At 64.2% G+C, this 21,645-nt stretch carries 21 protein-coding genes; 11 read left to right on the top strand and 10 right to left on the bottom strand.

What is annotated here, in order from left to right; genetic code table 11:
* Positions 1 to 56: 56 nt before the first annotated feature.
* The 5 genes from ACLFKU_RS16185 to ACLFKU_RS16165 all read right to left on the bottom strand — a co-directional run bounded on the left by ACLFKU_RS16185 (position 57) and on the right by ACLFKU_RS16165 (position 3,182).
* Positions 57 to 269 (bottom strand): hypothetical protein, encoded by a 213-nt coding sequence (locus tag ACLFKU_RS16185; protein WP_013088803.1) that lies wholly within the window; start codon positions 267 to 269, stop codon positions 57 to 59.
* Between the two features lie 191 nt (positions 270 to 460).
* Positions 461 to 697: a hypothetical protein gene (locus ACLFKU_RS16180; protein WP_410842351.1), complete on the bottom strand. Its 237-nt coding sequence runs from the start codon at positions 695 to 697 to the stop codon at positions 461 to 463.
* 129 nt (positions 698 to 826) lie between these two features.
* Complete coding sequence (locus ACLFKU_RS16175; protein ID WP_368584583.1) at positions 827 to 2,227, bottom strand: sigma-54-dependent transcriptional regulator; 1,401 nt, start codon at positions 2,225 to 2,227, stop codon at positions 827 to 829.
* Between the two features lie 287 nt (positions 2,228 to 2,514).
* A complete protein-coding gene (locus tag ACLFKU_RS16170) occupies positions 2,515 to 2,766 on the bottom strand; it encodes a hypothetical protein (RefSeq protein ID WP_368584606.1) in 252 nt (83 codons plus the stop codon).
* A gap of 98 nt (positions 2,767 to 2,864) precedes the next feature.
* Positions 2,865 to 3,182 (bottom strand): YqjD family protein, encoded by a 318-nt coding sequence (locus ACLFKU_RS16165; RefSeq protein ID WP_368584582.1) that lies wholly within the window; start codon positions 3,180 to 3,182, stop codon positions 2,865 to 2,867.
* Positions 3,183 to 3,590: 408 nt separating this feature from the next.
* Between ACLFKU_RS16165 and ACLFKU_RS16160 the strand changes: the two genes are divergently transcribed.
* The 3 genes from ACLFKU_RS16160 to ACLFKU_RS16150 all read left to right on the top strand — a co-directional run bounded on the left by ACLFKU_RS16160 (position 3,591) and on the right by ACLFKU_RS16150 (position 6,009).
* Positions 3,591 to 4,649, top strand: a complete 1,059-nt coding sequence (locus ACLFKU_RS16160; RefSeq protein WP_368584581.1) for a sigma-54 interaction domain-containing protein — start codon at positions 3,591 to 3,593, stop codon at positions 4,647 to 4,649.
* Between the two features lie 248 nt (positions 4,650 to 4,897).
* Positions 4,898 to 5,476: a hypothetical protein gene (locus ACLFKU_RS16155; protein WP_410849726.1), complete on the top strand. Its 579-nt coding sequence runs from the start codon at positions 4,898 to 4,900 to the stop codon at positions 5,474 to 5,476.
* The gene (locus tag ACLFKU_RS16150) at positions 5,473 to 6,009 is read left to right on the top strand and encodes a hypothetical protein (RefSeq protein WP_368581483.1); all 537 of its coding nucleotides are present in this window, start codon (positions 5,473 to 5,475) and stop codon (positions 6,007 to 6,009) included. Before ACLFKU_RS16155 ends, ACLFKU_RS16150 begins: the two co-directional genes overlap by 4 nt.
* A 73-nt stretch (positions 6,010 to 6,082) precedes the next feature.
* Here ACLFKU_RS16150 and ACLFKU_RS16145 read toward each other — a convergent pair whose 3' ends face one another.
* Together ACLFKU_RS16145 and ACLFKU_RS16140 are read right to left on the bottom strand one after the other, a co-directional pair.
* Positions 6,083 to 7,429 (bottom strand): AAA-associated domain-containing protein, encoded by a 1,347-nt coding sequence (locus ACLFKU_RS16145; RefSeq protein ID WP_176109243.1) that lies wholly within the window; start codon positions 7,427 to 7,429, stop codon positions 6,083 to 6,085.
* A gap of 19 nt (positions 7,430 to 7,448) precedes the next feature.
* Positions 7,449 to 9,200 (bottom strand): ABC transporter permease, encoded by a 1,752-nt coding sequence (locus tag ACLFKU_RS16140; protein WP_410849725.1) that lies wholly within the window; start codon positions 9,198 to 9,200, stop codon positions 7,449 to 7,451.
* A gap of 781 nt (positions 9,201 to 9,981) precedes the next feature.
* Here ACLFKU_RS16140 and ACLFKU_RS16135 point away from each other — a divergent pair.
* Positions 9,982 to 11,673, top strand: coding sequence for a diguanylate cyclase (locus tag ACLFKU_RS16135; protein ID WP_368584577.1), 1,692 nt, complete (start codon positions 9,982 to 9,984; stop codon positions 11,671 to 11,673).
* A gap of 167 nt (positions 11,674 to 11,840) precedes the next feature.
* Positions 11,841 to 12,107 carry a hypothetical protein gene (locus ACLFKU_RS16130; protein ID WP_013088792.1) on the top strand — a complete coding sequence of 89 codons (267 nt, stop codon included), beginning with the start codon at positions 11,841 to 11,843 and terminating at the stop codon, positions 12,105 to 12,107.
* A gap of 61 nt (positions 12,108 to 12,168) precedes the next feature.
* On the opposite strand, the gene ACLFKU_RS16125 is transcribed toward ACLFKU_RS16130, so the two are convergent.
* Both ACLFKU_RS16125 and ACLFKU_RS16120 read right to left on the bottom strand, forming a co-directional pair.
* Positions 12,169 to 13,485, bottom strand: coding sequence for an ATP-binding protein (locus tag ACLFKU_RS16125; protein ID WP_410849724.1), 1,317 nt, complete (start codon positions 13,483 to 13,485; stop codon positions 12,169 to 12,171).
* Complete coding sequence (locus ACLFKU_RS16120; RefSeq protein ID WP_018419780.1) at positions 13,469 to 14,194, bottom strand: response regulator; 726 nt, start codon at positions 14,192 to 14,194, stop codon at positions 13,469 to 13,471. The genes ACLFKU_RS16125 and ACLFKU_RS16120 overlap by 17 nt, the downstream gene beginning before the upstream one ends.
* 218 nt (positions 14,195 to 14,412) lie before the next feature.
* Between ACLFKU_RS16120 and ACLFKU_RS16115 the strand changes: the two genes are divergently transcribed.
* A complete protein-coding gene (locus ACLFKU_RS16115; protein ID WP_410849723.1) occupies positions 14,413 to 14,946 on the top strand; it encodes a periplasmic heavy metal sensor in 534 nt (177 codons plus the stop codon).
* Between the two features lie 148 nt (positions 14,947 to 15,094).
* Here the strand turns inward: ACLFKU_RS16115 and ACLFKU_RS16110 are convergent, their stop codons facing one another.
* A complete protein-coding gene (locus ACLFKU_RS16110; protein ID WP_410849722.1) occupies positions 15,095 to 15,805 on the bottom strand; it encodes a pirin family protein in 711 nt (236 codons plus the stop codon).
* 613 nt (positions 15,806 to 16,418) lie between these two features.
* On the opposite strand from ACLFKU_RS16110, the gene ACLFKU_RS16105 reads away from it, so the two are divergent.
* From ACLFKU_RS16105 to ACLFKU_RS16085, 5 genes are all read left to right on the top strand, one after another.
* Positions 16,419 to 17,195 (top strand): ABC transporter substrate-binding protein, encoded by a 777-nt coding sequence (locus tag ACLFKU_RS16105; RefSeq protein ID WP_410849721.1) that lies wholly within the window; start codon positions 16,419 to 16,421, stop codon positions 17,193 to 17,195.
* Positions 17,196 to 17,502: 307 nt separating this feature from the next.
* The gene (locus ACLFKU_RS16100; RefSeq protein WP_013088786.1) at positions 17,503 to 18,192 is read left to right on the top strand and encodes an ABC transporter permease; all 690 of its coding nucleotides are present in this window, start codon (positions 17,503 to 17,505) and stop codon (positions 18,190 to 18,192) included.
* Positions 18,189 to 18,902, top strand: coding sequence for an ABC transporter permease (locus ACLFKU_RS16095; protein WP_018419774.1), 714 nt, complete (start codon positions 18,189 to 18,191; stop codon positions 18,900 to 18,902). The genes ACLFKU_RS16100 and ACLFKU_RS16095 overlap by 4 nt, the downstream gene beginning before the upstream one ends.
* Before the next feature lie 40 nt (positions 18,903 to 18,942).
* Entirely contained in the window at positions 18,943 to 19,722 is a 780-nt protein-coding gene (locus tag ACLFKU_RS16090; protein WP_368584571.1) for an ABC transporter ATP-binding protein, read from the top strand.
* 615 nt (positions 19,723 to 20,337) lie between these two features.
* Entirely contained in the window at positions 20,338 to 21,495 is a 1,158-nt protein-coding gene (locus tag ACLFKU_RS16085; RefSeq protein ID WP_368584570.1) for a porin, read from the top strand.
* Positions 21,496 to 21,645 lie beyond the last annotated feature (150 nt).

Genomic DNA, 21,645 nt, shown 5'->3' with positions numbered 1-21,645 from the left:
GGTCTTCTTACCGGCGTCATAGTCGCCGGAACACTCCGCCCGCGTACTGCGCTGCGTCAGGCGTCCTGTTCCGAGCCGAGATCGCGCTGGTATTCGAGGCCTTCCTGACGCACCCCGCCCTGGTTGTGCTCGCCGTCCGGCGGCGTATGCGGGGCGATCCGGTTCTGCGCGGCCGGGTCCGGCGACTCCGCCGGTTCAGTCTTGACATCGGCCGGCCGTGGTCCGCGCTTGGAGTGCCGCGCGGAACGTCGCAATGCGGGGTGTCTCATGATCGTGCCTCCGGGGGAAGCCTGCCGCTTGTTGCGGCATCCCTACAGTCTAGGGGGCGAAACCGTAAATTGCCGGTAAAACATGCGCCGGCTTTGTAACAAGTACAGCAATGCACTGCAGCGGACCAAGGTCCGCTGCAGTCCGGCTGCGGTTGGATCGGGCGCGCGATGGTACGTCATCGAGGGTCGCATCAGCGTTGCGGTGGTCGCGACCGTCGGACGGCGGCTTGAGGCGTTTGGGTTGGCTGCGGCGGCGGATCGCCGATCGGCGGCGTGACCGGTTCCACGGGCTCGATCGGCTCGGGTGTCGGGCCGGGAATCGTGTCGGGTTCGGCCGGGTTCGGCGGCGTGGCGGGAGGCTCGACCGGTTCGGGCCGGTGAGCGCGCAACGGCCCGGACGGCGGGGAAACGGCAGCGGAATGCGGCAGGTGCGGCATGTCGGTGACCTCGTTTTGCGTTCCACTGGAGCGCAGCAAGGCCTGTGCCGTTCGAATGCCCGCCCAGAAGCCCGGGCGGGCGATCGCTGATGATGCAGATGACGCGCGAACGAGCGCGAATCAGGCGTCCGCGTCGCCGAGCGCGCGTGATTCGTCGGTGGGATCGCCGTCGTCGCGCGCATCGTTGCCGTACTCGACGAGCCGGTTGTACAGCGTCTTCAGGCTGATGCCGAGAATTTCCGCGGCGCGCGTCTTCACGCCGCCGCATTGCTCGAGCGTCGCCAGGATCAGCTGACGGTCGGCCTCCGCGAGCGAGGTGCCGAACGGGATCGTGATCGCGGTGCCGGTCGCGGGCTTCGATAGCGTGATCTGCAACGGCACGGTCGCCGTGGTATCCGAATCCGCGCTCGACATGATGTGCGCACGCTGCACGTAGTTTTTCAGCTCGCGCACATTGCCCGGCCACGGATACGACAGCAGCATCTCCTTCACCGCGACCGGGAAATGCTTCTTCGTGCCGTGACGCTCGTTGAGCTCATCGAGGAACGATTGCGCGAGCAGTTCGACGTCCTTGCCGCGATCGCGCAGCGGCGGCAGGCTGATCGGAAACACGTTCAGCCGGTGGTAAAGGTCCAGCCGCAGCTTGCCTTCGAGCACCGCCTGCTCCGGATCGCGATTGGTGGCCGCAATCAGGCGCACATCGGTTTCGATTTCCTTGGTCGTGCCGACACGCATGAACATGCCGGTCTCGAGCACGCGCAGCAGCTTCACCTGCAGCTCGATCGGCATCTCTGTGATTTCGTCGAGGAACAGCGTGCCGCCGTTCGCGCGCTCGAAATAGCCCTTGTGCTGCCGGTCAGCGCCGGTGAACGAACCGCGCTCGTGGCCGAACATTTCCGACTCGATCAAGTTCGGGGAAATCGCGCCGCAGTTGACCGCGAGGAACGCGTGCTTGCGGCGCAGGCTCAGCTCGTGCAGGGTCTGCGCGGCGACTTCCTTGCCGGTGCCCGATTCGCCGACCAGCATCACCGAGGCCGCCGTCGGCGCGACGCGGCTGATCTGGTCGTAGACCTCCTGCATCGCCGGCGAATTGCCGAGCATCAGACCGAAGCGGCCCATGCGGCGCAACTCGCCGCGCAGTGTGCCGATCTCGGCCTTCAGGTCGCCGGCGCGCGGCAGACGCGACAGGATCGCCTTCACCCGCTGCATGTTGATCGGTTTCACGAGGTAGTCGGCCGCGCCCATTTTCAGCGCGCTGACCGCCGACTCGACCGTTGCGTGACCCGTGATCACGATCACTTCGACGCCGGAGCGCGGATCGAGATCTTCGAACAGATCGACCCCGCTGCCGTCGGGCAGCTTCAGGTCGGTAAATACGACGTCCGGCATCTGCCGGATCAGTTGAATACGCGCTTCGCGTAGATCGCCCGCGGTGGCGGTGGTCAGCCCGTCTTCCCCAATGATGGCGGAAAGCGCCTCGCGGGTACTTGCGTCGTCATCGACAATCAGTACATGTGGCATCGCGTTTCGAAAGCCTGCAAGCGTGGGTCAGAAAATATGCGGAACATCCCCATGGGCATGCCGCTGGATCGGGTCGGCTGAATGACGCGGATTCGACGTGTGTCCCGCCCCGCCGACCATTTGATGAAAAAGCGCAACAATAAAGGCCAAATTCAGGCCGATTACTGCGTGATTGTTGTCTATTTGCCTATTATACGGGTTTATAGAACTTCATTTAACAATCCTTCCAGGCGCCGACCGCCGATCTGGCTGCACCGCCGCCCACCCTGGGATTCGAGCGCAGCGCGTTAGCCACGCGGAAACGGCCATGCGCGGTGTTCGCCGTCAGCCTGCCCTGAACCGTTCGTACTCTGGGAGGCGGGCGCGAGCTCCGTCGACAAGGTTGCCGGCGCCGCTACCGCACCGCCCTCGTTTTCCCAGCGGCTGAGCTCTCGGGCCGGGGAAATCTGGCCCGTGCGTTTGTGCTGCACGTAGCGAACCGCCAGAAAGCCGCCGAGTGCCATCAATGCGCCAAAAAAACCAATCGTGGGTCGTGTCATCATGAACTCCTTGGATCGTGATGCGGATGAGTGCGGCTCGTGCCAGACGTCCCCCGCCATCCAGCGAGCCGATGCGAGCGTCGCTCGCCGCGCCGCCTCTAACGAGCAACCAGCACGCCGAGCAGAAATCCGGTGCCCGCCGCGAGCGCGAGCGAACGCCACGGGTTGTGGCGCACATAGTGCTCGGTGCTGACCGCCGCCTCGCGATAGCGTCGATGCACGTTGCGTTGCGCGTCGCCGAGCGTCGATTGCAGCGTTTCCACATGCGTGCCGAGCCGGTCGCGCAACGCATTGACGCCTTCGCCCGGCACGTTGGCGGCGAGCCGCAGCATTTCCTCCGAGTCCCTCAGCAGCACCCGAAGATCCTCGACGATCTTCTGTCCGCCGAGTGCAAGTTGTTGCGTGGTGTCAGTCATCGTTTACTCCTCGTCTGCTTCGGCGTTCGTGGCGTTGCCGCGGAATTGCCGCTCCAAGCGGTGCGATCGTTTGGGCTTAGCCGCGCGATGCGGGTTGAAAGGTTGCCGCTTTGCGCTGGTCGGCAGCGCTGCGACGCAGCCGTCAAAAGCTCGCACGACTCGGTCAAACGGTCAATGATGCAATGCATGTGCCCGGTATATTTACCGCTTCAGCGCGCTGAAAAAGGCCAATTTCGAGCACTTTCGACCGATTGCGCGCACGGCGGCCGCCGCGGCTACCAGTTCGATTGCGGGAAGCCGTGTCGAAGTGGTTAAATCGTCTTTTATGAGATAGTGGCTGTACGGTCTATCGCATTCAAGGCCTGCGCGCCGCATCACGAACTTCATTTGCACAGGACTCCCCTTTTTATGGCGTCAATCGATCTGGACTCGCCCACCGTGTCCGCCGGCGGCAATGCTTCGCCACAAGCGAAGCAGCGCGTCGGGGATGCCGTCGCGGGACTGAAATCGTACGGGCTGCTGTACGGCTCGTCGCCGGTGATGCTCGATCTGTACGAGCAGATCGAACGCGTCGCCGATACCGACGCGACCGCGCTGATCATCGGCGAATCCGGCACCGGCAAGGAGCTGATCGCCCGCACCATCCACGAGCGCAGCGGCCGCAAGGACGGCGCGTTCGTCGCCGTGAACTGCGGCGCGATTCCCGATGAGCTGATCGAAGCCGAGCTGTTCGGCCACGAAAAAGGCAGCTTCACCGGCGCGGTCCAAGGCCGCATCGGCTACTTCGAACATGCGAACGGCGGCACGCTGTTTCTCGACGAAATCACCGAAATGGCGCCGGTGCGCCAGGTCAAGCTGCTGCGCGCGCTCGAAACCGGCACGTTCTATCGGGTCGGCGGCAACGAGCTGATCAGCGGCAACGTGCGCGTGATCGCCGCGACCAATCGCGACCCGGCGGTGGCGGTCAAGGAAAACGGCTTGCGCGAGGATCTGATGTACCGGCTCGCGGTGTTTCCGCTGCGCGCGCCGCCGCTGCGCGAGCGCGAAAACGATCGCGAGTTGCTTGCGCAATACTTCCTCGCGCAATTGAATCAGCAGGAAACCACCAACAAGAGCTTCAGCAAACGCTCGATCGAAACGCTGCGTTCATGGTCGTGGCCGGGCAACGTGCGGGAGTTGAAGAACGCCGTGTATCGCGCGTTCATTCTCGCGGAGAAGACCGTCGAATTGCCGCATCCGCATCTTGCGTCGCGAGTCAAGAAAGCGGTCACGCAAGGCGACGCGATGAGCGTGTGGATCGGCACGCCGCTCGCCGACGCGCAGAAGCAGATCATTCTCGGCACCCTCAAGTACTGCGGCGGCGACAAGCGGCGCGCGGCCAAGGCGCTCGGCGTGAGCCTCAAAACGCTGTACAACCGGCTGAGCGCATACGGCGACGAAAGCGGCGAAGACGAAGCCGACTCATAGGCGCGCTGCAACGTAGGCCGTTCGCCGATGGTGGCGGCCGTTCCCAAATACCTGGCAGAGCCAGGCAAGCCTTCCCGCCCATGCAGCAGAAAACATCGCGGCGCACGATGTTTTGCAATTTCTTGCATTTTTTCGCTGCCAATTACAAAACGCATCCTGCACAATGCGGCAGCGTAATAAACGACGTGTCCTTCGTTTACACGCGCGACGCGTGAACGCAGGCACCTGTACGGGCAGGGACAGGAGAAATGCAAAAGAACATGGTGTGGGCCGACAACGCGAACTCCGTTGTCGCAGGCAAACGCCCCCACGTAACAGCGCTGATCGCGCTGGCGCTGGCAATATCGTCGGCATTGAGCGGCTGCAGCTCGTTGTACTCGGAAGGCGCGGTCGCGGGCGCCGGTATCGCGGGTGCCGCGATCGCGGGCAAGGTCACCAGCAATGCGGCGGTCGCGACCGGTATCGGTCTCGGCGCGGTCGCCGCCGCGCGCGCCGGCGTGCAGTATTCGGAGCGCGTGGTCCACACGAATACGCAGAACAGCATCGCGCAGGCGGCCGGTCCGCTCGAGATCGGGGCGGTCGCTCCCTGGAGCATCACCCACTCTTTCCCGATCGAAGACGACGAGCACGGCCGCGTGACCGTCAGCCGCCTGATCAGCACCGGTGCGCTCGACTGCAAGGAAATCGTTTTTTCCGTCGATCAGACCGCAACGCGCGACAAGCCCGCGAGCAGCGCGTTTTACATCGCATCGGTTTGCCGTGACGGTAAGGACTGGCGTTGGGCATCGGCCGAACCCGCCACCGAGCGCTGGGGTGCGCTGCAATGAAATTGCGTTCGCCTGGCGTTCCGTGGGGTGATCGGCTTCGGCTCGTCGCGGCCGGCGCGCTATGCGTCGGCGCGAGCCTGCTGGCGAGCGGCTGCGCGTCGATCGGCGCCGCGAGCGGCGCGGCGGCGGGTGTCGCTTCGGGCATCGTGACCAGCAATCCGGCCGTCGCGCTCGGCGTCGGCGTGGCGGTGCAGGCCGCCACCGACGAAGCGGTCGCGCGCTACATGCGCAGCATGCACAAGGATCAGCAGGATCTGATGGCGGCGCTGGTCGGCACGATGCCGGTCGGCGAAACGAAACCATGGTCGGTCAAGCACACGTTGCCGATCGAGAACGGTCACGGCCAGGTGCGCGTGACGCGCGCGGTCAACTCGGCGCTCGCGCTGTGCAAAGACTTCGTGTTCTCGGTGCAGGACGGCGACGGCCCGAACGCGCCCGAGAGGTGGTTCACGGCCAGCGCGTGCCAGCAGGACAACGGCTGGAAGTGGGCGACGGCCGAGCCGGCGGTCGCACGCTGGGGCAACCTGCAATAAAAAAGCGGCGAGGTTTTCCTCGCCGCTTTTTTTGTCTGAACCGCAGTCGCCTCCGCGGCGCGGCAACCCGGGCTCAAGATTCCACGTCTTCCAGACTGAAGATTTCCGTCTGGTCGTTATACGAAAAGATCTCGCCGTAACGGCCCCAGTTGATCACCGCGTCGAGCGTCTCTTCCGCCGCGCTGTCCGACAGGAAGTCTTCCAGCTCCTGCTCGAAGCGCACGCGCGGCGCACGATGCCCCGGCCGCTCGTTCAACACCTTCTTGATCCGCGCCGCGAGCGGCACGTGCCGCAGCAGATGCTCGGCGAACATCATCTTCCGTTCCTGCGTACCGAACTCGGAGAACACGCGCGCCGGCGGCGTCAGGAAAATGTCGCCCTCGCGCACGTCGGCGAAACCGAGGTGCTGCAGCACTTCGGCGATCGGGAACAGATCGTCGACCTCGAGATGCAGAGAGCGCGCGATTTCCGGCATGTCCGCGCGGCCGTGATACGGCGCGGCGGCGAGCGTCTCGATCAGACCGGCCATCAGGTTGGTCGACACGTGCGGCAGCCAGCTGCCGAGCTCGAGCCCCTTCTTGGTCTTTTCGTCGGTCTGGCGCGCGGTCATCTTCGCGTAGATCTCGTCGACGAGGCGGCGGAACGCCGGGTCGAGACGATTGCGCGGATGCTTGAACGGCACCTTGATCTCGGCGATCACGCGGCCCGGGTTCGACGACAGCACCAGAATGCGGTCGCACATGAACACCGCTTCCTCGATGTTGTGCGTGACGATCAGCACCGCCTTGATCGGCATGCGCCCTTGCGTCCACAGATCGAGCAGGTCGGTACGCAGCGTTTCCGCGGTCAACACGTCGAGTGCGGAGAACGGCTCGTCCATCAGCAACAGCGTCGGATCGACGACGAGCGCGCGCGCGAAGCCGACGCGCTGGCGCATGCCGCCCGACAGCTCGCGCGGATACGCGTTTTCGAAGCCGTCGAGACCGATCAGGTCGATCGCCGCGAGCGCTCGCGTGCGCCGCTCCGACGCGCCGACGCCTTGCGCCTCGAGACCCGCTTCCACGTTCTGCAGCACGGTCAGCCACGGAAACAGCGCGAAGGTCTGGAACACCATCGCGACACCCTTCGCCGGGCCTTCGAGCGGCTTGCCCATGTACGTGACTTCGCCGTCGGTCGGCTCGATCAGGCCGGCGATGATACGCAACAGCGTCGACTTGCCCGAGCCCGAACGGCCGAGCAAACCGACGATCTCGCCTTCGCGCAGCGACAGATTCGCGTCGTCGAGGACGAGCAGTTCACCCTGAGTCTTGTTGAAGCCGCGGCACACGTCCTTGACGCGCAGGATTTCCTCGCCGAGGCGCGGGGGCTTCGGCGGCGTCTGGATCGGCGCGGCGGTCATAGCAGCTTTAGGATTTTGCATCGCGTTAAGCCTTCATTTCTCAATCTAGACGGAGCTTGCCTTCGGCGTAGGCGTACATCGGGCGCCACAGCAGACGGTTGAACAGGGTCACGAACAGGGACATCACGGCGATGCCCACGATGATCTTCGGATAGTCGCCGGCCGCGGTGGTCTGCGCGATATAGGCGCCGAGGCCATGCGCGGCAACCCTGGTATCGCCCCATTGCACGAACTCCGCGACGATGCTCGCGTTCCACGCGCCGCCCGACGCGGTGATCGCGCCCGTCACGTAGTACGGAAAAATGCCCGGCAGCATCGCCTGACGCCACCACTGCCAGCCGCGGATGTGAAAATTCTTGGCCGCCTCGCGGTAGTCGTTCGGATACGAGCTTGCACCGGCAATCACGTTGAACAGGATATACCACTGCGTGCCGAGCACGATCAGCGGTGACAGCCAGATGTCCGGATTCAGGTGAAAGCGCACGATGACGATCACGAACACCGGGAACAGCAGGTTCGCCGGGAACGCCGCGAGGAACTGCGCGAGCGGCTGCACCTTCTCCGCGAGCGCCGGGCGCAGGCCGATCAGCACGCCGACCGGCACCCAGATCACGGACGCGATCGCGATCAGCACGACCACGCGCAGAAGCGTGATCAGGCCCAGCACGAGCACGTGGCCGATTTCGTCGAGCGTCACGCCGGTACGCACATACAGGAACACGCGGTACACCACGTACACCGTGGCGAGCAGCACGATCGTCGCCCAGATGATGTCACCGAGCTTCGAGTTCTTCTCCCGCTGCGGCATGTGAAAGCGCGGCGCGCTGAACGCGGGCAACTGGAAGCGCACGCGAGCCGCGCGCGCGAACATCCAGCCGAGCGGCACCAGCAGGCGGTGAATCAGCCGCGTGCGGCGGATCAGATCGAGCAGCCACGATTCCGGCGCATCGCCCGAACTCGTGAACTCCATGCGGAACTTGTCGGCCCACGCGACGAGCGGACGGAACAGCAGCTGGTCATACGCGAGGATCACGACCGTCATCGCGAGGATGACCCAGCCGATCGCGTGCAGGTTCTTGTCGCCGATCGCCTGCGCCAGGTAGGCGCCGATGCCCGGCAGCGTAATCGTGTTGTTGCCGACCGTGATCGCTTCGGAAGCGACCACGAAGAACCAGCCCCCCGACATCGACATCATCATGTTCCAGATCAGGCCCGGCATCGAGAACGGCACTTCGAGCTTCCAGAAGCGCTGCCACGAGGTCAGGTGAAAGCCGCGCGACACTTCATCGAGGTCGCGCGGCACCGTGCGCAGCGACTGGTAGAAGCTGAACGTCATGTTCCACGCCTGGCTCGTGAAGATCGCGAAGATCGCGGCGAGCTCGGCGCCGAGCACGCGGCCCGGGAACATCGCGAGGAAGAAGGTGACCGTAAACGAGATGTAGCCGAGCACCGGCACCGACTGCAGGATGTCGAGAATCGGCACCAGCACGAGGCCGGCGCGGCGGCTCTTGGCGGCCAGCGTGCCGTAGACCAGCGTGAAGATCAGCGAGGCGACCATCGCCGCGAGCATGCGCAGCGTGGTGCGCATCGCGTACTCGGGCAGGTTGGCCGGATCGAGCGAGATCGCCTGGGTCTTCAGCGTCGACATCGGCGCGAGCGTCTCGTGAAAGCCGATCGACGCCATCGCGATCAGGCAGATGATCAGCGGGAATGCGACGAAGTCCCAGCGGTTGGGCAACACCCGCCATGCCGACGCATTGGCGGTGCGCTTCAGGTTGAAGCTGAAATCCATCAGATGCCCTCCCTCTTGAAACAGGCATTCGAACGCTCGAAGGAGGCCGCGGCTGCTCCGCGGCGGTCTATGGGTCGGTCCGGAAAGCGGAAATCAGGCATGGCAAAACGCGCGTGCGTGGTAAATCGTTAGCGTTGGAGGCACATGGGCCGGCAATGGACAGCTACGTGGACGCGTCGCCCACGACCACTACCATCACGCCGAACTCCTGTCGCCGCGTGCGCCGCCCGAGGGCTGGCGGGCTTTCCTCGTTTTGGACGGCACGACACTACACCATCCTATGTTTCAGGCACAACCTTTCGCCGCAAATCGCGAGACGGCGTCGCAAGGCCGTGGCGTAAGGCTTCAGCAAGCCCCGGCACGCGCCGCCGCGCCGCACTGTACCCTGCTCGCGCGTACGTCAGCGTGACAGGTCGCGGGACTGTCTCGTCGCGTGGTGCGCAAGCCACATCGGCGCGACACCGCGGCCGTCGCCGCTCATTCGCTCCATCCGTCCACACACCTATCAAGAATGCCGCGCGGATGCCGTTAAGAATCTGATCGGCGCGGCATATGCAGACAGCATCCCAGCAATAACGGTGGCAACGTGCTTCGCGACGGTTAAAATCGGGAAACGACGTACCTGTTTATCAGCGGTTCAATCCGGGCATGGCGATGGCGCAACGCACGTCGCTCGTGACGGAACGAAACCGCAGCTGACGCAGATAACGACACAGCGTTGAGAGCGCGCTGCCCACCAACAAGCAAGTTGCATGTCACAGCCAGACGGATCAGAGGGTCGATGAACAGGACAACCTTGCGCCAGGTAGCCGGGCCGGTCAGTTTCGTGCTGATCGTCCTCGTCTGCTGGTTCGTGGCTGGCATGGTCGCGGACCGGATGGTACAGCAAGAGCTGGACGCGGCGTTGCACACGCAGCGGCAAATGTCCACGTCGATCGTCGACAACATGGCTGAAGTGATTGCCAGCGACCTCGCGATGTCCCGCGCCATCCCCGCAACCATGGCCGAAATGGACGTGGTCCAGCGTGCCCTCGTGCAATCGCAGAATTATGCCGTGAACGGCGAGGCGGCGGAACCCGCCTTGCGCGCCGCATTGCTGAAGGATCCGCAGATGGCCGCGGTCAGCCGATTCCTGCATGAAGCGCAAGGCTTCTCCGGGCTCGATCAGGTCTGGATCGTCAACGCGAACGGCATTTGCGTCGCCTCCAGCAATACGATGTCGAACCCCGAGGGCGCGCAGCAATCGTTCGTCGGCGTGGATATGCGCGCGCGCGGCTATCTGACGAGCGCACTGCTCGGCGCGTTCGCCGAAGCCTACGGCGTCGGTCGCGCGAGCGGCGAGCCGGGCATCTTCATCGCCGCGCCGGTGTACTCGGACGGGCTGCTGGTCGGCGCGGTGGTCGCGAAGGTCGGCATCGCGCGGTTGCGCCACTGGGTCGCGCACGCGGGCACCTTCGTCTCCGACGACAACGGCGTCATCATCATGGCGCACAACAGCGCGCTCGAAGGCCACGCATTGCCGAACTCCCGCGTCACGCAGATGAGCCCCGCCGAGCGGCGCATCATCTACCGCCGTGAGACATTCCCCGATATGCTGATCCGCGAAGACACGCAAGTGCGTGAGCAGGCGCCGTGGGTGCCGGCCTCGGTCGCCGCGCAGCTATTCGGCATGATCGAGCAGCCGGCCCCGGCGCTCTATCAGAACCGCGGCGGCCTGAACTCCGGACTTTCCGCGCATCTGGTCGATCCGCTCGCCGCGTGGCCGGAGCTGCTGCGCAACCACAAACGCGACCATCTGCTGGTGTTCCTGACGCTGTCCGGCACCGTCGCGCTCGCGTGGGTGATCACCGTGTCCTACGTGCGCGAGCGGCGCCACCACCGCGCGACCCGCGATCTCGCCGAGCAGTTGCAGTCGGCCAATACGCTGCTCTCCGCGGAGGCGCGGCACGATGCGTTGACCGGCGCGCTGTCGCGGCGCTATTTCCTCGACCTGCTGCGCCACGAGATCGATCGCGCGCACGCGGGCCGCGAGCCGCTGTGCATGGCGATCGCCGATCTCGACCACTTCAAGCAGATCAACGACCGCTTCGGGCACGCCGCCGGCGACCGCGCGCTCGAACATTTCGTCGATACGTGTCGCGCCGAGCTGCGCAGCTCCGACGCGATCGGCCGGCTCGGCGGCGAAGAGTTCGGCCTGCTGCTGCCGGCCACCGATCTGGCAGGCGGGCGCGAAGTCGTCGAGCGGCTGCGGCTGCGGCTGAAAGCGATACCCTCGCCGAAGTTGCCGGCCGCGGCGGGCCTGAGCGTGAGCATCGGCATCACCGAGCTGTCGCCCGACGATCTGCCCGAGCGCCTGATGAGCCGTGCCGATACCGCGCTGTACGCGGCGAAGACCGGCGGGCGCGACCGCACCGAAGCGCTGCCGCCCGACGATACCGCGCCGCCTGCGCGCACGGCGGTGAATGCATGGTGAATGCCTGACGCTCGCCGAAATACTCAGCGCGACGGTATCGCCCTCTCCGCATAGCCAACCCACGCCAAGCCCTGCCCGCGCGAAAACGACGCCGAGCTTCCCGCAACGAAGCAGGTATCATCAATCCTGATATCGGAGTGTCACTACCGCACTAACGGGAGATTCGCATGAAGGGAAATCTGGTGATCGTCTGTCGCGATCAGGACGCTGAGGCATTCGACCATCTGCTCGCCGAATACGGCGCGTTCCAGACGCGTCTGTCGTCGACCGCGTGGTATCTGAAACTGGAGGTCGCGCCGGAACTGATTCAGGAGGAAATACTCGCGCGTCTCGGCAAATATACGACGCACTATATTTTCGAGGCGGAATCGGTGACGTGGAATACCGTCGATAGCGAAACGGCGAATGCGTTGAATACGCTGTTTTCGGACTGACCGCTCGCCGCGCGCGATGCCGACGCCCCCGCGCGCGCATCGCGACTGCAACACTCTGCTCCTACCACGCGTTTTCCGAGGCCGTCGCAACCCGCGGCAGCACTTCGAACGGAAAGCTCATCAACACCCGCAAACCGCGGCCGTCGTGATTGCCGATTTCCCACTCACCGCCCGCGCGCCGCACCAGCCGCTCGACGATCGCAAGACCCAGCCCGCTGTGGCCGTTGCCGCCGCGCGCCGGATCGAGCCGCACGAACGGCCGGCTCGCGCTGATCAGATCCTGGGCGGCGATGCCCTTGCCGTTGTCGCTAACGGATAGCGTAAAGCCCTGCGGTGTGCGCGCGGTCGCCACGACCACCGGCGGCGCCCCATATGCATGCGCGTTGTCGATCAGATTCGACAGGATCCGGTCGAGCGTGGCGGCCGGCAACAGAAACGACGGCCCGGCGTTCAGCTCCGTGTAAACGGTCGGAGCATCGCTGGACACCGCCCGATAGCTGCGCACGACACGCTCGCACTGCGCATCAACTTCCACGGGTTCGCTGCGGTCCGCGCCGTCGTGCGCGAACAGCAGGAACTGCTCGACGATATGCGTCATCGAATCGACGTCGCGCACGACGCCGTCGCGCGTCTTCGCGTCGTCCATCATTTCGGCGCGCAGCCGCAGACGCGCGAGCGGCGTCTTCAGGTCATGCGCGACACCGGCCAGCATCACCGCGCGATCGTTCTCGGTGCGCGCGACTTCCTGCACCATCTGATTGAAGCCGTGCGTGAGTTGCCGCAATTCGCGCGGCCCGCGCTCCGGCACCGGCGGCACCGGCAGCCCGCGGCCGAAGCGCGCGACCGCCTGCGCGAGCAAGCGCAGTGGCCGCTGCAGCGCCCAGGCGGCGAACAGCGCCGCCATCACCGCGAACGAGAAAATAATGACGAGCCACAACACCATGCGGTCGAGCGAGCGCGGCATGCGCAGCGGCTGAACCGGCACGACGATCCAGTTCTGATCAGTCGCGGCGCGCACCCATAGCGTGGGCGGTCCGCCGGGCGGACCGACGCGCACCTGGGTGTCGGCCGGCATGCGGTCGCGCACGTCCTCGACGAAACGCTCGAGCGGCGGCGGCATGCTCGCGCGGGCTGCCGGCACGTCCGGGCTGGCCGGGTCGACCAGCTTCACTCGCGATGGCAGCGGTTGATCCGGTGTGCGGGCGACGTGCTGACGCACCGCGTCGACGAGGAAGGTCGCTTCCTCGACCGCGTAGCGCGCTTGCAGTTGCGAGCGTTCGAGCCGCATCAGCGCGTACCACGCGAAATGAGACAGCATCAGCACCGCGACGACGAGTAGTGCGAGCCGCCCGAACAGCGAATCAATGGGCCGACGCATGCTGCTCGCCGTCCGGCACGAACACGTAACCGCGGCCGCGCACAGTCTGGATGAAGCGCGGTGTGGATGGATCGGTTTCGAGAATGCGACGCAGGCGCCACACCTGCACGTCGATGCCGCGGTCGGTGCCGTCGTACTCGGGACCGTGCAGCAGTTCCAGCAGGCGCTCGCGCGTGAGCGTGCGCATGGGGTGATTGACGAAGATCTTCAGCAGCGCGAACTCGCTGCCCGACAGCGTGAGCGGCTTGTCTTCGAGATGCAGCGTGCGCGATTGGAAATCGAGCGTGAAGCGGCCGAAGCTGAACGGCTCGCGCTGCTCGGGCGCAGCGGCCGACGGCAGCGTGCGGCGGCGGCGCAGCACCGCCTGCACGCGCGCGAGCAGTTCGCGCGGATTGAACGGCTTGCCGAGGTAGTCGTCCGCGCCGAGTTCGAGTCCGACGATACGGTCGACGTCGTCGGCGCGCGCGGTCAGCATGATGACGGGAATATCGTCGCCCGATGCGCGCAGCTTGCGCAGCGCGGTGAGGCCGTCCACGCCGGGCATCATCAGGTCCAGCACGATGAGGTCGGGGCGCTCGCGCTCGAGGCGCCGTTCGAGTGAGCCCGCGTCGTGCAGCACCGAAACTTCGATGCCCTGACGGGCCAGATAGTCGCGCAGCAGATCGCGCAGTTCGACGTCGTCGTCGACGACCAGGATTTGAGTAGCCATGAAATGAAGTTTAACGCGCGGCAGAAAGGGATTTCGTTTTCCAAACGGTCTGAAGGGTTACCGGGTGTTACGGTGAAAGCCGCGCGTAATTGCTGGTAATGGCGGCGTCCTGGCGCGTAACACAGCGGCGCACGCGGTTCTCTACGCTGTGCCTTACCGAGTGCAGGCAGTCCAAAGACCGGTTGCATCGTCGGCTATTCCATTACAAGGAGCCTCATATGTCCACCAAAAAGATGTCGCGCGTTCTCGCCGTTGCTGCCACCGCTCTCGCCATCGGCGCGGGCGCCGCTTACGCCGCTCAACCCGCCGAGCAGGCGCACGGCGGCCCCGGCGGCTGGCACGGCCACTTCATGAAGGAACTGACCCAACTCCACGATCAGCTGAAGCTGAACGCGGATCAGGAAAAGCTGTGGCAAAGCGCGCTCGATACGATGAAGCAGAATCACGAAGCGATGCGCGCGAATCACAAGCAGGCTCACGACCAGTTCAAGGCCGCGCAGCAACAGCCGATCCTCGATCTGAACGCGATGGCCGCGACGCATCAGCAGATCGAGCAGAAGGACGCCCAACTGCGTCAGCAAACCACCGACGCATGGCTCAAGTTCTATAACGGCCTGAACGACCAGCAGAAGACCACTGTCAGCACGGCGATCAAGCAGCGCTTCGCGCGGATGGAACAGCGTCACGAGAAGATGCGCGAGGGTTGGGAGCATCACAAGGGCGCGGCGTCGGCGCCGGCCGCTAATCAGTAAGCGGCTCGTTGCATCCGCGAGGCGTGCCAGGGAGGGCGCCTCGCTAATAGAAAAAACGCCACGGAAGAGGTTTTCCGTGGCGTCGTCGTTTTGGTGCTGCTCGCGGCTCGATCCGCGGGCCGCGGGCCGCGCGAATCAACCGCTCGGATCAGCCGTTCAACTGACCGAGATCGAACAGCAGCACTTCCGCGCCGTCGCCCTTTTCGAGCGTGACCGTGTCGACGTCGCTGAGCTTCGCGGCATCGCCCGCTTCGAGCACCGTGCCGTCCACGCTCAGCGTGCCGCGCGCGACGTGCAGATAGGCGAGACGCCCCGCCGGTATGGCGAACGTCGCGTGTTCGGCGCCGTCGAACAGTCCCGCGTAGATCGACGCGTCCGCATGGATCGTCACCGAGCCGTCGCGGCCGTCGGGCGACGCGATCACGCGCAGACGGCCGCGCTTGCTGTCGGCGTCAAAGCGCTTTTCCTCGTAGCCGGGCTGATCGCCCGCGCGGCGCGGAATGATCCAGATCTGCAGCAGATGCGCGGGTTCGTCGCGCGACGCGTTGAACTCGCTATGCTGCACCCCGGTGCCCGCGCTCATGCGCTGCACGTCGCCGGGACGGATCGTCGAGCCGTTGCCCATGCTGTCGCGATGCGCGAGCGCGCCCTCGAGCACATACGTGACGATCTCCATGTCGCGATGCCCATGCGCGCCGAAACCCTGGCCGCCGGCGATGCGGTCTTCGTTGATCACGCGCAACGGCCCGAAGTGCACATGCTCGGGGTCGCGGTAATCGGCAAACGAGAAGCTGTGATACGAGTCGAGCCAGCCGTGGTTGGCGTGACCGCGTTCGGCGGAGCGGCGAATCTCGATCATGGAAAGTCTCCCGGTAAGTACTCAATCAGAGCGATGCGTGGAATGTAGGGGCTGCGTGGGCACTAAACAATCGTGCGCGACCGCACCGCAGCGTTCCACCGCTGCATGCAATCGCGCGGACGGCACGGATGCCCGGCGCCCGGCAGCCCGGCGCCCGGCAGCCCGGCGCCCGGCAGCCCGGCGCCCGGCAGCCCGGCGCCCCCAAAACCGCGCCGGCGTCGCGCACGCACAACGCGCTGCGCGGCGTCTTGCCGCTCGCTGCCGCCCCGCGCTGGCAGCTTGCCGCTCTTCGGGTAAAATACCGCGCTTTTCAAGCCGCGTGGACGTCCAGCGGGGCGTGCAGGCCGCGCCGGCAAGCCTCTCCGGGCCGGCCGCAACCGGCGCGCGACGGGCTCCCACCCGGCGCCACGCCCGCGCGAGGCATGTCCGGCAAACACGGAACGCGCCCGAGCAGCGCGCCGCGTCGCACGAACCGCCCGCGCAAGGAAGACGAGCGCGCGGCGACAATCCCTGCGGCACGGCAATTTTGACCGCCTAGAATAGCGACCGTCGGCCCTCGGCCGGCGTTCGTCGGGTCAAGTCATCACGACGATCAGTTTGGTTCAGGAGAAACATGAAGAAGTTCGCACTGTGCGTGGCTCTGGCAGTCATGGCCACCAGCGCGATGGCGAAAGAATGGAAGACGGTGCGCATCGGGGTCGACGCCAGTTATCCGCCATTCGAATCGAAGGCGCCTAATGGCGACATCCTCGGTTTCGATGCCGACCTCGCCCGCGCGCTGTGCGCGAAGATGAACGTGAAGTGCGTGTGGGTCGCGCAGGATCTGGACGGCCTCATTCCGGCGCTGAAAGCTCGCAAGTTCGACGCGATCATCTCCTCGCTCAGCGTCACCGACAAGCGCCGTGAGCAGATCGACTTCTCCGACAAGATGTTCGACGCGCCCGCCCGCATGATCGCGAAGACCGGTTCTCCGCTTCTGCCCACCCCTGAATCGCTGAAAGGCAAGCGCGTCGGCGTCGAGCAGGGCTCGACGCAGGAACAGTACGCGAAGGTCTGGTGGGAACCGAAGGGTGTGGTCGTCGTGCCGTACCGGAATCAGGACCAGGTGTACGCGGATCTCGCATCGGGCCGTCTCGACGCCGCGCTGCAGGACGAAGTGCAGGCCGACGCCGGCTTTCTGAAGACACCGCGCGGCAAGGGCTTCGGCTGGGCCGGTCCGGAAGTGAAGGACCCGAAGACGATCGGCGAAGGCACCGCGATCGGTCTGCGCAAGAGCGATGCCGAACTGAAGGCGAAGTTCAATCAGGCGCTCGCCGAGGTTCATCGGGACGGCACGTTCAAAAAACTCGAGAAGCAGTACTTCGACTTCGACATTTATCCTGGCCGTTGAGCAAAACAGGCAGGATACTGAGTGGTAGGCCGGCTCGGGCCGGTGGCGATGGCAGTGCAAGTGGCACCGAAGGCGGCAATCGAAGGTAGCAATCGCAGGTAGCAACACAAGGCAGTAGATTCAAAACAATCCGAGACGAAAGTCCCAAAAGCGCGCTGCAGGAGCCACCAACGTTTCTGCGGCATGATTTGCACAGCGGCACGCTGTGCGCCGCGGATCACGGCGAGCCAGGCGCTCGTCCCCGACGCGGCGCAGCGCGGGCCGCGTCTTTCGCGGTGCGCGAGAAACGCATCGTCGAGGACTTCCTATGTTCCTTCAAGGCTACGGCCCGCTACTCCTCAGCGGCACCTGGCAAACCGTCAAGCTGGCGGTGTTCTCGCTCGCGCTCGCGTTCGTGCTCGGCCTGCTCGGCGCAGCGGCGAAACTGTCGAAGAATCGCCTGTCGAACGGCGTCGGCACCGTCTACACGACGCTCGTGCGCGGCGTGCCCGATCTCGTGCTGATGCTGCTGCTGTTCTATAGCATCCAGATCTGGCTGAACAACCTGACCGACGCGATGGGCTGGGACCAGATCGACATCGACCCGTTCGTGGCCGGCGTCGCGGTACTTGGCTTCATCTACGGCGCGTACTTCACCGAGACGTTCCGCGGCGCGTTTCTCGCGGTGCCGCGCGGCCAGCTCGAAGCGGGTGCGGCCTACGGCATGACGAGCTGGCAGGTGTTCTCGCGCGTGATGTTCCCGCAGATGATGCGCTTCGCGCTGCCCGGCATCGGCAACAACTGGCAGGTGATGGTCAAGGCGACCGCGCTCGTGTCGATCATCGGTCTCGCCGACGTCGTCAAGGCCTCGCAGGACGCCGGCAAGGGCACCCTGCGGTTCTTCTTCTTCACCCTGCTCGCGGGGGCGATCTATCTCGTCATCACCACAGTGTCGAACTTCGTGCTGATGTACCTCGAAAAGCGTTACTCGACCGGCGTGCGAAAGGCGGATCTATGATCGAGATCATTCAGCAATACTGGCGCAACTATCTGTTCACCGACGGCTATCGCTTTACCGGTGTCGCAATCACGTTGTGGCTGCTGGTCGTGTCGATCGGCCTGGGCTTCTGTCTGTCGGTGCCGCTCGCGGTCGCGCGCGTGTCGAAGAAGAAATGGCTCGCGGGCCTCGTGTGGCTCTATACCTATATCTTCCGCGGCACGCCGCTCTATGTGCAGCTGCTGCTGTGCTACACGGGCCTCTACAGCCTCGAGATCATCCGCAACAACGAGCTGACTAACGCGTTTTTCCGTGACGGCATGCACTGCACGCTGCTCGCGTTCACGCTGAACACCTGCGCGTACACCACCGAAATCTTCGCGGGCGCGATCAAGGCAACGCCCTATGGCGAAATCGAAGCGGCGCGCGCGTACGGCATGTCGTCGTTCACGCTGTACCGGCGCGTGATTCTGCCGTCGGCGCTGCGCCGCGCACTGCCCTACTACAGCAACGAAGTGATCCTGATGCTGCACGCGACCACGGTCGCGTTCACGGCCACGGTGCCGGACATCCTGAAGATCGCGCGCGACGTGAACTCCGCGACGTATCAGTCGTTCAACGCCTTCGGCATCGCCGCGCTGCTGTATCTCTGTATTTCTTTCGCGCTCGTGTGGCTGTTCCGCCGCGCCGAGCGTCGCTGGCTCGCTTACCTGCGGCCGCAAGGCAAGTAACTGCGCGTCCCTGGACAAGCAAGAAGCGTTAAGGATCCTGATGAACTCCAAGAAGCAGAAGCTCTTCGTCGACGAGCTTCACAAAAAGTATGGCGACAACGAAGTCCTCAAGGGCGTGTCGCTGAAAGCCAATGCCGGCGACGTGATCAGCGTGATCGGTTCGTCCGGTTCGGGCAAGAGCACGATGCTCCGCTGCATCAACTTTCTGGAACAGCCGAACGCGGGGCGCATTTTCGTCGACGGCGAGGAAGTGCGCACGCAGACCGCCAAGGACGGCGCGTTGCGCGTGTCGGACCCGAAGCAGTTGCAGCGCGTGCGCACCAAGCTTTCGATGGTGTTCCAGCACTTCAACCTGTGGTCGCACATGAACGTGCTCGAGAACATCATCGAGGCGCCGGTGCATGTACTCGGTCTGAAGCGCAAAGAAGCCGAGGAACGCGCGCGCGAATATCTGGAGAAGGTCGGTCTCGCGCCGCGTCTCGAGAAGCAATATCCGTCGCATCTGTCGGGCGGCCAGCAGCAGCGCGTGGCGATTGCGCGGGCGCTGGCGATGCACCCGGACGTGATGCTGTTCGACGAACCCACCTCGGCGCTCGACCCGGAGCTCGTCGGCGAAGTGCTGAAGGTGATGCAGAAGCTCGCCGAGGAAGGCCGCACGATGATCGTCGTCACACACGAAATGGGCTTCGCGCGCAACGTGTCGAATCACGTGATGTTCCTGCATCAGGGCCGCGTCGAGGAAGAAGGCCATCCGGACGAAGTGTTCAAAAACACGAAAAGCGAGCGTCTGAAGCAATTCCTGTCGGGCAGTCTCAAGTAATAAAAATTACCCGCGACTTACGATGCGAATAACATCGAAAATGTAGTCAATGTAGTTTTACAAGGCGCTTACGAGCGCCTTTTTCGTTTTTACCACGTCCTAGCTCCCGGCCGTCCGAACGACGGAAAAGCGCCGAAAATCCCACAAAACGGGCTGTACAGGCCTGGTTTTCGCCCTAACCTGCCACTTTTGGCTCGTCAATAGTGACAATCCTTAATGCGACCCCTTCCGAGCCGCGCTTCCCTTGCCTGACAAGGCGCTGCGCCATTTTCCGAGGGGTTCCTCCGGGTCCGGGCGCACATTCGTATTGCAATTTGGCGACACCGCCTGTGGGCGGTACTAATTTCTTCTCCCAGTTAAAGTTATTTTTGATAAATTGGTAACCAAAGTAGCAAAACAAAGTTGATTAAAAGTAGTTTCACTTCAAACACAGAGGAGAACCGGTCGGCGTGGGATCGGCATGACGCAAAGATAGCTCGACGCTACATGTCATGGCAGGAGCACCCCTATCCACCCGCCACTCTCCCCTGGTACCGCTTCCTGTTCGGTGCTGATCGCGTCCGAACACCACTCGCAGTACTGGGTTTCTTTTTTTGACAGGGTATGGAGGAGAAGATGAAGAAAGCTTTGCTCGTCGCTGCGCTGATGTCGGCCGGCGTTGTTGCACACGCTCAGAGCAGCGTTACGCTGTATGGTCGTTTGGATGCAGGTCTCGAGTACATGTCGGGCGTCCCGACCGGCGCTAACGCCAACGGCGCGGCCAACACCAGCTCGAACCGCTTCAAGGCGGAAAGCGGCGACTGGGGCACCAGCCTGTGGGGCATGAAGGGTGTCGAAGACATCGGCGCCGGCAACAAGATTCTGTTCCAGTTGGAAGGCTCGTTCAACACGATGACGGGCGCAGGTCCTAGCGGTGGCGGTCTCTTCAATCGCTGGGCAACGGTCGGCATCTCGAACGACCAGTACGGTACGTTCACGATGGGCCGCATGCTCTTCATCTCGAACGGCGTGTGGGACTTCGACCCGTTCGGTCAGTCGTCCTGGTCGTCGGCATCGCTGGTGCGTGGCCGCAACTGGCCGCAGTCGAGCAACAACTTCGCGTACCAGTCGCCGAAGATCGCGGGCTTTGACTTCTACGGTCAATACGCGCTGTCGAATGCGACGAGCTGGAACGGTAACGGCACGACGGCGCAAGGTCGCGAAGCTGGCGCGCAGATCACCTACACGACCTCGCTGTTCCAGATCCGCGGTCTGTACGACGAAATCCGCAACAAGAATAACGGCCAGCTGTGGGGTGGCCCGGTCGCCAACAACGGCATCAATACGGATAACACGGCCAACGGCGTCTTCGCAGCATCGCGCGAGTACTCGGCTCTCGTGAACGTGTTCCTCGGCCAGTTCAAGATTCAGGCCGCTTACCAGGCAATCCGTTCGGCAGGTGCGACGGGCGTTGCACCTGGTCAGCCGACTACCCTGGATCACGAATGGGGCGGTGTGACGTGGCAGGCAACGCCGGCTGCAGCGCTGATCGCGGCGGTCTACCACGTGAACGGCAACAACGGCGCGGGCAATGCGACGATCTACACGATCGGCGGTTCGTACAACCTGTCGAAGCGCACGCTGCTCGACCTGCAGGCAGCAACGGTACGCAACAGCCGCAATGCTAACTTCGGTCTGAACGCGAACAATGCGGGCTTCGCCGCTGCAACGGACAACCCGCTGCAAGGCCGCCAGCAAAGCGGCGTGTACGCAGGTATCCAGCACTCGTTCTAATCGAACGGTGCGCCCCGAGGGTCACACCTCGGGGAGTGACACAGGTTTCTTCGAGAGAATCTTTTTCACGCTGCTGCGAGAGGCGCGTATCGGTGCAATATCCGCAAGGGTATTGCACCGTTTTTTCTTCGGCGGCCGAATTTGAGTTCT

Source organism: Paraburkholderia sp. EG304, assembly GCF_046543485.1.
Classification (GTDB): domain Bacteria; phylum Pseudomonadota; class Gammaproteobacteria; order Burkholderiales; family Burkholderiaceae; genus Paraburkholderia; species Paraburkholderia youngii.
The sequence above is the reverse complement of the archived record's forward strand: the minus strand, read 5'-3'. Positions and strand labels throughout refer to the sequence as shown.